Below are 13301 nucleotides of genomic sequence, written 5' to 3' on the forward strand. Positions count from 1 at the left end.
ATGGCCAAGTACGTATAAGGCATGCAGAGGAATATGATAAAAGCCTATTTATGAACAATTCGTTCAAAAATAGGCTTTTTTTCATTCACTTTACAATCGTTTGTTCGGATCGTCTATTGAAAGGTGATAAGGTGGACAAAATGTGAAAGAGGATGTAAAAGGCGGGAAAATTCGCTTCTTGGAACGAGTATTTTTCATTCGTATCTATTATAATAAATAGACATTGTGAAGTTATTCACTATTATCATTATGAATAAGGTGGGAGCATTTACATGGATATGCTTCGAAAATGGGCATTTGAGCAAAAGGCGATGACGGCCTTTTTATTCGTTTCATCTGTTTTAACAGGTGCGATGATGATTGGTCAAGCTTACTTATTTGTCACGATCGTCGATGGCGTGTTTTTGAAAGAACAGTCTTTTGAGGATATTATGCCGCTTCTATGGGGCTTGCTTGCGATCATGCTGCTGCGCACAGTATTTACCTATTTAAACGGACGAACCGGCGTGAAAATGGCCTCGCACGTAAAACGGAAAGTGCGAAGGTTGCTTCTGGAAAAGATGACACGAAATCCGCTTCAGACAGCACTTGCGGGACAGTCTGGCGGCAAAGTGAGTGTCATGATGGATGCAGTTGATGAGATCGATAGCTATTACAGCAAATACATTCCACAAGTGATTCAAACGTCCATTGTGCCGCTTATGATTTTAGCGGTCGTGCTATATGAGCATGTATACAGCGGATTAATTATGATCATTACAGCACCGTTTATCCCTCTTTTTTTTATTATTGTAGGGATGAAAACAAAGGTGAAATCAGAAGAACAGCTCGATAAATTAGCTGTGTTTTCAGGCCGCTTTTTAGATACATTGCAAGGGTTGACAACATTGAAATTGTTTGGGCGTGCTGAAAAACAGCGTCGCTTAATTGAACAGAGCAGCCTTGACTTTCGTGATGCCACGATGACTATTTTGAAAATTGCTTTCGTTTCGACGTTAATGCTTGAGTTTATTTCCACATTGAGCATCGGCTTAATTGCGCTTGAAGTAGGGCTCCGGCTTGTTGTTTTTGAAAGCATTGCTTTTTCAAGCGCTTTTTTTGTGCTTGTGCTGGCGCCGGAGTTTTATTTGTCGCTGAAAGAACTTGGCAGTGCGTTTCATACTGGCCGAGGCAGTATGGGTGCAGCGAAAAAAGTATTAGATGAGCTGGAAGAAAAAGATCAGCCCGTGCATTGGGGAACGGAACCGGTTGTCAATCCTTCGATTGAACTGCGTCAAGCTACTTTTCAATATGGAGATGGTTTTTCATTGAAAAATGTAAATGCGATCATTCCGCCAAATGCACAAGTGGCGATTATCGGACGGACTGGTTCCGGGAAAACGACCCTTCTTCATTTAATTGCGGGTTTGTTTGATCCATCCGAAGGCAGCGTTCTTGTGAATGGGCGCCCGCGGTCAGACTACAGTGAAACGTCGTGGTTTGATCAGTTAAGCTACATTTCACAGAACCCCTATTTGTTTTCCGGAACAATTGCGGAGAATATTGCCATTGGCGGCGCAGAGGAGGCGTCACGCGTCAACATTGAAATGGCCGCAAAAAAAGCGGGCATTTCAGATTTAATAGAGTCATTTGAACATGGTTATGATACACCGATTGGTGAAGCGGGACGCGGTCTATCCGGCGGGGAAAAACAGCGGATTGCGCTTGCTCGCGCTTTTTATAAACAGCCGACCATCATTTTATTTGATGAACCAACGACGGGTTTAGATTTAAAAACGGAGCGCATTTTGCAGCAGTCAATGGAAGAACTGGCAAAAACATCGACCGTTATCACGGTGGCACACAGGCTGCATACAATTAAAAACGCTGACCAGATTCTTTTCTTGACAAAGGGAGAAATCGTCGCTTCAGGATCACACCTAAAATTGATGGAGACGAGCGCCAGCTATCGGGAAATGGTCCTTCAGCAAGGGGGTGCTGCAGGATGAAAGAGATAATGATCGTTGTCAAGCTGATGATGGCAGAGAAACGGGATATTCTGTATTCAATCTTATTTGGCGTCCTTGCTGGGCTGACCTCTGTCGGGTTGTTCGCCATGAGCGGGTATATGATTTCCAAATCCGCCCTTGCTCCGCCGCTTTATATTATTACGATCATGACGGCAACACTAAAAATGTTCGGAGTGGCGAAGTCCATTAGCCGCTATACGGAGCGCTATTTTTCCCACCGGGCGACTTTTACGATTTTAAGTAATCTACGGGTATCGTTTTATGATAAACTGGTGCCTCTTGCACCGGGCATTTTTCAAAAATACCGGAGCGGCGACTTGCTTTCGCGTATTGTCGGTGATGTGGAAAGTTTACAAAATTTCTTTTTACGTGTTTTTTATCCGCCCATTGTGCTCGTTATCGTCTTTTTAAGCACAATTTTCTTTACAACGTTTTATTCGGTTTACGTAGCATTGACATTGTTTATAGGACTCCTATTAACCGGTTTTATTGTGCCAGCTCTCTTTGCGTTAAGACAGAGGAAAATAGATAATCAAATGCGTGAAGACCGAGGTGCCCTGTCAACAGACGTGACGGAGCTTTTGTACGGATTTCGTGATTTGAAAATTTATCAGAAACTTGAGGGGAAAGAAAAACAATTAGCAAAGACAGCCGATTTGTATGTGGACGGGCAGGAAAGAGAAGGTGTTCATGCTGCGTTTAATCAATCGGTTCATACACTGGTGGCGCTTATGATTGCCTGGTTTGTACTCGCTCTTGGCGCCAATCTTGTCATAGAAGGAGAGCTTGACGGACTGTTTTTAGCGATGCTTGTGATGATCTCGCTTACTGTATTTGAAAATGCGACACCAATGGCGATATTTCCAGCCCATTTAGAAGAGAGCAGACATGCGGCATCGCGGCTGTTCTCGGTCGTAGAAAGCGAATCCGAGAGAGAAAAGAAAGGGTCTCTGGATCAGCTGCCTAAAGGAAAAGCGTATTCGATGGAAATGGATGGAGTTTCCTTCGCTTTTCCAGGAGAAAAAAGGCGGACACTTGAAAACATTCAGTTGAATATTAAGGCCGGAACGAAAACAGCGATTGTCGGGCCAAGCGGATCGGGAAAATCAACGGTGCTGCAGCTTTTGTTAAACACATACGAGGCTGATTTTGGAGAAATTCGTTTGGATGGAAAACGGGTTGATTCATTGGCTCAGGAAAATATATGGGAACGAGCGAATGTTGTTTTGCAAGAAAATCACTTTTTCTTCGGTACCATCCGGGAAAATTTAATGGTCGCCAAAGATGGATTGACTGATCCGGAAATGGAAAGGATGCTTCTGAATGTAAAGCTTGACTCTTTTTCATTAGATGATCCGGTCTTTGAAAAAGGAGAGAATCTATCTGGCGGTGAGAAGCAGCGGCTGGCCATTGCTCGAGCGATGCTGAAAGGCGCACGTGTCTGGCTGCTTGACGAACCGACTTCTTCCATTGATGCATTAACAGAGAAACACCTATATGAACAACTTTTTGAGGCCGCCAAAGAAGATACACTTATTCTCGTCAGCCACCGATTAACCGGGCTTGAGAGAATGGATCAAATTATTGTCATGGAAAAGGGAACAGTGATTGAATCGGGAACGTTTGAAGAATTAATGAATAAAAAAGGCTATTTTTATGAGATGAAGCAAATTGAAAAAAGTGTGTTCATGTAATTCGTTTACGAAAAGCAGAACGGAGGCGTATAGAAGCGCTCTCGTTCTGCCTTTTTGTTTGAATTCAGAGGGATCAACCGCATGGAATTTTTGAAAAAAAGAAAGGTTACGTACACCATGACGAGGTGTTTTGAATAAGGTATGAGGGAAGTGAAAAATCTTAGGGAGGCTTTTATTTTGGACGATCACCATGTAAACCCTGAAGACGAGTTCGCGCTGCCAGCCCAACAGGACTATCCAGACTATAGCGATTTTGAAGAGTACGCCATCGAAACGCAACAGCCGTATTATCGTCAACCAAGACCACCCTATTCGCAATATCCGTATCCATACCCGTATCCATACCCAAGACCAAGACCGCCATATTCACCGTACTTTCCGTTTTTCCCTTATCCGCCGTACTATCCATATTACCCGAGATATAGGGATGGAAGACGGGATGATCGGCACGATGATCGGCACGATGATCGGCATGATGGAAGAGACAGATATTAGGATAACGATTAATGAATAACAGGCTTTAGTGAAAGGGCTGCCGGCATTTTGCTGGCAGTCTGAAATATACTAAGATTAGGATGTTTTTTGCCCGTAACTTTTTAGGGTTTCTTTTGGATGATTTTAAATATAGGAGAGACCCATGCCAAGAGTGAAAACAACATCTACGTAGAAACACATATATAGCTCAATGTAAAGCTATGAGTGTATTTCAAATTCTAGACAAAAAGTGCCTATCTGAAAATCAGTTAGGCACTTTTTGATGTATCTCAAATATAAGGTAAATAATCTCTTCCCTATAAATTAAGGGAGATTAGTTTCCTATAGATGATCATGTAAAAACATCTTGGGATAACGGTTATATGTGGAAAAATCGAGTAAGGAGAGGAGAAAATGCTCATACTACATTTAAAATAATTCAGAATTAGGTGTTTAGATTATTTTTTAAAATTTGTAGATATTGCTTTTGCTTTTTTATAAGCAAGCTGCTCTCTTTTCTTAACATAATCTCACGTATACTTACACACCACAGATTACTTCATCTTATTAAGGAGAGAAAAAATGAAGAGACACTACTTGGGACTCCTTTGTCTGGCGTTGGTTATAGGAACCACTGTGTTTAATTTATACAGTGACAAAGAAGTAGCCAAAAATGAAAATGCCGAGGTAGCTGCTAATAGTCAAAATTATGTTATTAAAGAGGGGAAAAAGGCGCCGGATTTCACGGTTCAGACGATGAGTGGCAAAGAAGTAAAGCTGTCTGACTATAAAGGAAAAAAAGTGTTTTTAAACTTTTGGACAACATGGTGTCCGCCTTGTAAAGAGGAAATACCGCATATGCAGTCTTTTTACAATGGAAAACCAGTAAATGTAGAAATTCTCGCGGTGAATATCGAAGAAAGCAGTAGCAGGGTAAGCAACTTTGCGAAAGAGTATAAATTAACTTTTCCCATTTTATTGGACAAAGATGGCGCCATTTCAAAAACATATGATATATATACGATACCGACAACATTCGTGTTGAACGAAGATGGTACTATCCATCAACAAGTAATCGGGCCAATGAATGAACAGATGATGAACAATATGATTAAAGAGTAAGTCTGTGATCTTCAGAAAGAAAACTTATATACAGTGAAGGCATCTTCTTTTTCGAAGATGTCTAACGTCTTAATTACGTACTCCACATTTGATTAATGTCCTTTGGCACAGTTAATCTACATTACGTCAAATAAACCCGGACAGTACTGCCTCGCTCCAAGTATACTCCAGCAGCAGGGGACTGCTAAATCACTGTAATACCTGTACCATCTGACACTACGTTCATAGAAATCATCTGATCTTTTAACTCTTTTTTCTGCAAATTGATTAAATTCGGTACTTCCACAATAGAGGGATCTCCATCTATACTTTCTCTTTCTCAATCTGTTTGTCAGGCTAATTCGCATTAAGAAGGGGAGGATATCTGTTAACATTCGCCCGACGATCAGTGCGGCAATAGTGCCGCCAAATTGAACAGTGCCTGTTTGATTTTCGGAATAAGCTTTCATTATTGAAGTTGATCGCCGGGCAAAAGGGATCTTCTAAATTATTTTTATATAAACAGGATAGATATAAGGTTCTTTTGGTTCTTTAATTACGTTCCATGACTTTACTTTTAATACCGGTATTTCTAAACCGTCATAAGTAGTCAGCTCGAGTGTTCCTTCTACCTCTATCCAGGTGTCCTGTTGTAGCGTTTGAGCTTTATCGAACTCTGTTAAAAATCCGATACTTGTTGCATCCGCTACACAGTGTGTAATTAAAAATCGCGTCAAGGCGAGCTGATTCGATTGAAACCCGTTCTCCTTATAAACAAATCCCGCCATTTTAATCGTTCTTCCTAAATATTTTTCAGGCTCCTCACTTATCTGACCATAGTACGGATCAAACACCTCTTCATTCATATCAATGACTTTCGCCTTTTCAAGATGTTTCATTTTTTCATCATATACTTCTTTCTCTATTTCTTTTCGATCAACCACAACTTCGTGATTAACCGTCATCATTTCCTCCTGATCATAAAGGGGAGAAGTGGTTTCCATTTCGCTCTCTCCCTGTTTTTGAAGGCTTGTTTCTCCTGTTAAAACGATTCCTTTTTTCGATGCGGTAGAAGCATTCAGTATTTTGGCGGGCAGAAAAAAACCGGTGAGCAGGGGGAAAATCAAAATGGAATAGGCAATTCTCTTTTTAATGGGCGAGTCTGAAGCACCGTGATCATGACTGCATTTATGATAACAATGCTCCCCGTACTTATGGGTACGTGCCCATATCCGCGTGCACTGAATAAAAAACAGAAACAAAAACAGATAAGCCGCCGTCTGACTAAGCTGAGTATATTTTGGATTCACATATTTAAGAATATCTCCATTTAGATGAATCTTTATTAAGAAAGCAAAAAAGGCAAACAAAATCATTGCCCGAAAGGCTTGCTGAAATTGGAATCTCATCCTATCGTCCCCCTGTTAAAGTCCGCTTAAGAAGCTGACGCACATAAATACCGTAATGGTGGTCAGTACGATTAAACTAAGAACGAACTTTACGTTAAAGACACTTAAAAGCATCATGGTATTTTTCAAGTCCATCATCGGCCCATAAATCAAAAAAGCCAGAATAGAAGATGTGGGAAACATATTTCGGAAAGAAGCCCCGATAAAGGCGTCCGCCTCTGAACAAAGTGACAAAATGTAGGCGAGGCCCATCATAACCAGTGTAGAAGAAGCCCAGCCTTCCCCGACTTGCAGCAAGGATTGAGTGGATACATAGGTTTGAACAAACGCCGCAAAAAAAGCCCCCATCACTAAATATTTTCCCATATCAAAAAATTCATCGATGGAATGTTTAAGCATGTTCCAAAAACGTGAAAAAAAGGAATGATTCCGATTTAGTCCTTGGAACCTTTCTATTTTTGGTGTCACTTTGAGCTGGCTTCCTTTAAAAATCAAGCTGATCATAATCGCAATAATCATAGCCGCAGCAAAACCGATTCCCATTCGTAATGCAGCAATCGTGAGATCATTGCCAAAAGCCATATAGGTGGAAAAGATAACAATAGGGTTAATCAGTGGTCCCGTTAACAAAAAACCGATACCGGCGTATATGGGAACACCTTTTGAGACAAGCCGCCGAACAATGGGAACAATGCCGCATTCACAAGCTGGAAAGCAAGCCCCTATCACGCAGCTCATCGTCACAGCTAAAAACTTATTTTTAGGAATCCATTTTTCGATCTGCTCTTCACTGACAAAAATCTGTATAAATCCTGCAATTAAAACACCTACTAAAACAAAAGGCACCGCTTCAATTAAGATACTCAAAAAAATGGTGTTTAACTGTAGAAAGGATGGAGGCAGCTGAAAGGAGGTATTTTGGTTGATCATCCCTTCACCAAAAAAGCCAAAATAGATGATGGCTGCCCCCGCTATAAGTATCGTAAACTCAAGAAAAAAATGCCGAATCCCACGATCCATATGAGCCTCCATTCTTTAACCCTTTTCTATATCCTTAAAAGGAAATTGAATCAAACTTATGTTATTTTATGCTGGCAGTAATTTTATTAGAAGAACCTTTGGACACAGCAGTTATACAATAACCAATTCTACTTTTGAGAAGTAAAGAAACTAATTTGATGATAATTAAAAGTACTCACTTAGTGTGTAAAACTTGGGCCGAGCAGTTTTCCTGCTGAAGGTAACGCTATAGTAGGCAAAGGGAAGAGTTGTCTCATTTCTTATATAAAATTATACCGATAGTGGAAACTCAATGAATGTATATGAAAAAACCTCGAAAATTATTTCTGCTCTACATGCATTAATCTACATGTCATTATTACTACTGATATTTAACATTTATAATAAAAAACAGGATCTACTCTTTAATCAACGAATAAATCCTGTTTTTCTAAAATAGATGAAGGCAGTTTGATTCTATAAAAATAGCATTATTCTTTCCTCGTTCCTTATAAAGTTTCATCTTGACTTTCTTTGGTTGTTAAAACAGCCATAGGGTCATACTTAATAAGATTGTAGAGCAGATACTCGTTATAACCTGCTTTCCGGCTAATTCTCCCGCTTCTTTCCATGATAATTCTTTTGCGATTTTTAGTAACGTTACGAGGCAAGATGAGAACGTGCTGCATAAATAAACAGCTATTAGAAGCTCCGGCATTGTTAAACTTGCCAGTAATTCTCCTCCACCTTCGTTTAATAACAAAATACCATCTTTTCTGAAAATACTTGCTGCAAAAGCGGGCGCTGCTGCTTCTGAAAGACCCATCATACGAAGAAAGGGCCCTATCCATTCATGGATTTCTCTTAGAATCCCAGCTAATGAAAACAGAGAAGCAATCAAACAAATGATTAGGAAAATAGGCATGGCTTGAAGAAAAAACTGTTTGATAACCGGCTTTATTCGGTACCATAATGTACGTCCTGAAGGAAACTGCAGATACGTTTTATGTTCCTTAAAAACAGGAATTACCCTGTTTCTATTCCACATTCTCACATGAACAAGAGAGAAAAACGCTAATAGAAGGAGGTACGGCAAAATAAGCTCTATATGTCCTGCTGCAGCAAAGACGGAAAGAGTTGCTCCCATCTGATAGCTGCAGGCTGATCCAAATGAAATAACCGATATACAACTTTTACGAGAGCAAACATGACAGCTTCTGCTTCCTTGAACAGCGACCACATTACACCCAAATCCGCTAATAATCGGAACGAGGTCATGGCCGGTCAGTTTCCATTTTCGCAAAAAAGGATCGAGTGAATCGGTTATTCGATCCTTTAAACCACTTTCGTCTGTTAAAGCAACCATCAAACTGAATAAAAGGACAACGGGAAACGCCCATATAAAAGAATACATACCTAGAGAAAGAAGCCCATAATCCCCAACAAGTAAAGTAGAAAACCAATTTGGAAATCCGTTAACGAGATTCAAAATGTGGCTTATCATCCCCTGTTCCACAACTGACTCAAGATAAGAGGAGAGCCGATAAGAAATGAAAACAGGGAGTGCAAATGTACCGATTAACAGCAAAAGAGAAAAAGCAGTTCCGATCCATTTATGAGTAAAAAGGGGGTTGGGCACTTGCGTTTCTTTTATTGGAATTGACTGTAAATATTTTATATCCGTCGCCGATAGAGGACGTCCTTCCAAGTGCAAGGCTTCTGCCTCTTCTATTGAAAACTCGCGTGCATTAACGAGGACAATAGGAAGAGCATATTTCGTTTTAAAAGAGTCGATTATCTTTTTAGACATCCCATCAAGCTTATCTTTAAAGGTTACAACAATCTTTACTCGTTTGTTTTCTGGCGGGAACATAGAGAGCAGCAGCTTCATCTCTTTCACAAAATGGGTTCCCCGCACGACATACCATAAAATGTTTGCTTTTTCTATCGTTTTTCTAGTAGATAAGCTGGTGACTAATTCACTCTCTTCGCGAACTCCTGGTGTGTCTATATATTGATGATTATTTATGTTGTACTCATAAACAGAGGAAGTCGATCCGCGAACATTTGAACCAGGTACAGGAATGGCTTTCTTTGAAAGAGAGGACAAAACACTCGTTTTTCCGGATGACTCCAATCCCACTAGCGCAATTTTCATTTTCTCACTCCCTAGCACTCACAGCCTGCTTCACAACAAGCCAGATCATCTAAATACATATTCGATTGTTTGTATTCTTCCAGCGCATATTTGTCATAAGGAATATTGTGTTGAAGCAGAAGATGTTCCACGAGAATGGCAAAGCGCTGGCGAAACTTATAAATAAAGCAGAAAATGGTCTCTCTTTGCCGAAGACTTGGCCCTGTTAAATAAACGGATGGAGCCAAAGTAGATTCATCATAGTTATTCACAATGGGCAAGCCATCATTTGTCCAATCAAACAGCGAATAGAATTGGGATGCGCCGCTGTGAAATCCGGTGCAAAGAAGCGGTTCCTGTTTTGTTTCAATTGTTGAACCGTCTTCTAGCGCAACGACATAGGCAGAGAGCTGTTTAGAGTACGTAATCGAGATAACGGATGAATGGGGATGTTCATGGAGGAAACGGGGATCCACCATTTTCAAACGGTCTCGTGTAAACGGAGAAACGGATCTGCTTGGGTCGGCATCAAACGCAAGCCAGTCTTTCTTCGGATGATAAACATCGACTTTCCATCCGTTGGTTGATAGGTGGAAAGCAGCATCGGCTGCACTTTCTCCGCCCCCTATGATCATTCTGTCCCCTTTAAAATCACTCCAAGATTCCACATCCGCATAGTGAATGCCATGCTGAAAAGGCCGTTTCGGGAATGAGTACTCTCCGCAAGCTAAAATAACAGCGTTAACTTTGTAGGCGTTTTGATTTGTTTGAACAATGTATTCATTGTCCTCTTTTCGAATACTCGTAACCTCTGTTTTTTCTAAAACAGGCAACTTAAAATACGTTGCGATCCCTTTTAAATACTGGCCATACATCCTGCCAGTCAGATGCTCGGTTCCCACTGTATAGCCCGGCGAACTATTTGGAAAAACAGCATTTAAATCCAGCAATCCAAATCCATGCCCCGTAAAGGAGGGGGTAATAAATCGAGTTTCCTTTGCCCAGTTTAAAAAAGAAGCGCCAATCTCATCTTTTTCAATAATAAGAAACTCTTCCACTCCCAATTTTGTCAGCAATATGCCTACACCGATGCCTGCAGCTCCTCCGCCTATAATAGTAATCAATTAGGTCATCCTTTCTTTTTCATGGTAAAAACAAATCAAACTGGTCCGCTATTAGCACTCTGATCAAAAAAATTATCTTTAAACAAATCAGAACGTTTACGATTTAGAGACAATAAATTTGGATAAGCAAACGAACGATCACGGAAATGCTAAATCACAAAAAGATAAAGCGACGTCTTACGGCTTGTTTTTTCTCTCTTTTTCGCTATAATCTCGGTGCAGTCAATCCATTTTGCTTTTCTGATTTTCAACTGAAGCTTTTCATCAATTTCTTTTTCGATTTCTTTCATCAGCTTGATGGTTTCACCATATGGCAGATTGAAGCGTTTAGCTGCCTGGTCATGCGGTGCGTGCTTAACAAGCAATGATAAAAAGTGGTCTGATGTATCTGCTTGTTGAGCCAGTTCATCTTCTAAATGAACGATAAACTGATAAAGCTGCCGCCGTTCTGCGGATAAAGAAGCTACAATTTCTCTCGTCAATATTTCTAATAAATGTTCGTTCATTTTTTATCCCTCCGAATAAATCTCTAAAGAAAACTAGCTTATCGTGACAGGATCTCATGGTCACTATAAGCACATTCCCCGCATTTCATGACTTTTTATAGACCTATTCAGCCATTACCAGCTAGATTTTTTCACACCTGGAAGTTGTCCTTTATGGGCAAATTCCCTAAAAGCAATACGGGACATTTTAAATTTACGCAAGTAGCCACGTGGTCTGCCGGTTACCTCGCAGCGATTTTTAAGACGAGTAGGGGAAGAATCCCTCGGAAGTTTTTTAAGCGCTTTATAATCTCCTTTTTCTTTTAGTTCCTTTCTCAGCTCGGCATATTTCGCCACAAGCTCTTGCCGTTTTTTTTCTTTTACTACTTTTGATTTTTTAGCCAATCGTATTCGCCCCTTTTAATAATCGTAATCATTACGTTTTGAGAGTTATTAAACCATACTTTTTTTCTTTTGACAATAAAAAGTATGAAAGGAGGCTTCCTTTATTAAAAACCGGCTTCTAGCAGATTTTATCGAAAGAGAGAGTTTCACAAAGAATGAATAGTCTCATCAAATACAACTGTTTCGTTCATTCTTGTGAGTGAAATTCTCGGGTGAATCATGTTTTGGATCTTTGTGATCGAGAACAGACGTTATGTTAATTATGCTTAAATTTCATAAAGTCTTTTCGACTCAAATAAAACAGACTTTCTGGGTTAGCCGATTTTAAAATTCAAAAAACTCTTGCAAATAGGAATCATTACGTTTTATTATTAGTAAATGAATTTAAAAGGAGTATACTACATGGAAAATTTCAAACTTCCCCCCAAAAATGAACGATTAAAGCTGTTCGGTTCCATAGAACCAGGAAGAAAAACAAAGCCAAGTGAAAAAGAAAAGATGCCTGATTTACAAAATGTAAGAGAGGATTTCTTGTTTGAAATTGATGCTGTTGGTATTACAAACGTTAAAATGCCCGTTTCCATTACTTCAGCGTTACATCCACTAACACAAACGACAATCGCTTCTTTTACCCTGACGTCTACGATTCCGCGTGATGTAAAGGGAACAAATATGAGCCGTTTTACTGAACAATTGGAGCTATATCGCAGACAAGGTTTCACTTTAGACTTTTCACAGCTTTCCGATTTTGTAAAAGAATTAGCAGAGCGTTTAGGCCAAAGAGATGCAAGTCTTGAAGTAAAGTTCCCTTGGTTTTACGAACAAACAGCACCAGCCTCTTCTCTAGCGGGTTTGAACCATGCGGACGCCAAAATGTCGGTATCTTATCAGCGCGGAAAGATAGCAGAAAGAATGGTTGAATTAACCTGTGCTGTAACGACTTTATGCCCTTGTTCCAAAGAAATTAGTGAATACAGTGCGCATAACCAACGGGGTTATATTAAAATGACGGCATTGTTACTGGATGAGCTTAAAGAATCTAGTGATTGGAAGGCTGTGCTTTTAGATGCTGCTCAGTCAAATGCCAGCGCCTTGATTTACCCAATTTTAAAACGGCCCGATGAAAAAATAGTGACGGAACAAGCATATGAAAATCCTCGCTTTGTCGAAGATATGGTCCGTCTTGTAGCTGCTGATTTATACGAAATACCATTTATTCAATCTTTTACAGTAGAATGCCGGAATGAAGAATCCATTCATCTACATGATGCTTATGCCTCTGTAACGTTCAACAAAAGGCATAAATAAGCTTTTACATATTTAAAGATTGCAGGTGGAAAGGAAAATTGAGAGAGAATGAAATCAGTAACAGAATCTTATTGAAATACATTTCACCATTACTGATTCATTATTTATTTGCAGTGCTATCATTCAACAATTGATGTCCTTGGTCATTTTCGGAAA

General features: G+C 39.9%; 11 protein-coding genes. 5 read left to right on the forward strand and 6 right to left on the reverse strand.

Annotation, left to right across the window (positions count from 1 at the left end):
* Window positions 1–272: 272 nt before the first annotated feature.
* The 4 genes from cydD to ACZYRN_RS07540 all read left to right on the forward strand — a co-directional run bounded on the left by cydD (window position 273) and on the right by ACZYRN_RS07540 (window position 5299).
* The gene (gene cydD / locus ACZYRN_RS07525) at window positions 273–1988 is read left to right on the forward strand and encodes a thiol reductant ABC exporter subunit CydD (protein ID WP_488910911.1); all 1716 of its coding nucleotides are present in this window, start codon (window positions 273–275) and stop codon (window positions 1986–1988) included.
* Complete coding sequence (gene cydC / locus ACZYRN_RS07530; protein ID WP_488910912.1) at window positions 1985–3703, forward strand: thiol reductant ABC exporter subunit CydC; 1719 nt, start codon at window positions 1985–1987, stop codon at window positions 3701–3703. The genes cydD and cydC overlap by 4 nt, the downstream gene beginning before the upstream one ends.
* A 253-nt stretch (window positions 3704–3956) precedes the next feature.
* Window positions 3957–4217 (forward strand): hypothetical protein, encoded by a 261-nt coding sequence (locus ACZYRN_RS07535; RefSeq protein ID WP_488910913.1) that lies wholly within the window; start codon window positions 3957–3959, stop codon window positions 4215–4217.
* 542 nt (window positions 4218–4759) lie between these two features.
* Window positions 4760–5299 carry a redoxin domain-containing protein gene (locus ACZYRN_RS07540; RefSeq protein ID WP_488910914.1) on the forward strand — a complete coding sequence of 180 codons (540 nt, stop codon included), beginning with the start codon at window positions 4760–4762 and terminating at the stop codon, window positions 5297–5299.
* Between the two features lie 482 nt (window positions 5300–5781).
* Here ACZYRN_RS07540 and ACZYRN_RS07545 read toward each other — a convergent pair whose 3' ends face one another.
* The 6 genes from ACZYRN_RS07545 to rpsN all read right to left on the reverse strand — a co-directional run bounded on the left by ACZYRN_RS07545 (window position 5782) and on the right by rpsN (window position 11837).
* Window positions 5782–6687: a TIGR03943 family putative permease subunit gene (locus tag ACZYRN_RS07545; protein ID WP_488910915.1), complete on the reverse strand. Its 906-nt coding sequence runs from the start codon at window positions 6685–6687 to the stop codon at window positions 5782–5784.
* Between the two features lie 15 nt (window positions 6688–6702).
* A complete protein-coding gene (locus ACZYRN_RS07550) occupies window positions 6703–7707 on the reverse strand; it encodes a permease (protein WP_488910916.1) in 1005 nt (334 codons plus the stop codon).
* A 520-nt stretch (window positions 7708–8227) separates the two neighbouring features.
* Window positions 8228–9844, reverse strand: a complete 1617-nt coding sequence (locus ACZYRN_RS07555) for a nucleoside recognition domain-containing protein (RefSeq protein WP_488910917.1) — start codon at window positions 9842–9844, stop codon at window positions 8228–8230.
* 11 nt (window positions 9845–9855) lie between these two features.
* Window positions 9856–10947: an NAD(P)/FAD-dependent oxidoreductase gene (locus ACZYRN_RS07560; protein WP_488910918.1), complete on the reverse strand. Its 1092-nt coding sequence runs from the start codon at window positions 10945–10947 to the stop codon at window positions 9856–9858.
* A 149-nt stretch (window positions 10948–11096) separates the two neighbouring features.
* Window positions 11097–11453: a hypothetical protein gene (locus ACZYRN_RS07565; protein ID WP_488910919.1), complete on the reverse strand. Its 357-nt coding sequence runs from the start codon at window positions 11451–11453 to the stop codon at window positions 11097–11099.
* 114 nt (window positions 11454–11567) lie between these two features.
* Entirely contained in the window at window positions 11568–11837 is a 270-nt protein-coding gene (gene rpsN / locus ACZYRN_RS07570; protein ID WP_488910920.1) for a 30S ribosomal protein S14, read from the reverse strand.
* A 402-nt stretch (window positions 11838–12239) separates the two neighbouring features.
* Here rpsN and folE2 point away from each other — a divergent pair, with 402 nt between their 5' ends.
* Window positions 12240–13145 (forward strand): GTP cyclohydrolase FolE2, encoded by a 906-nt coding sequence (gene folE2 / locus ACZYRN_RS07575; RefSeq protein ID WP_488910921.1) that lies wholly within the window; start codon window positions 12240–12242, stop codon window positions 13143–13145.
* The last annotated feature ends 156 nt before the right edge of the window (window positions 13146–13301 follow it).

The organism is Domibacillus sp. F004 (assembly GCF_057814295.1).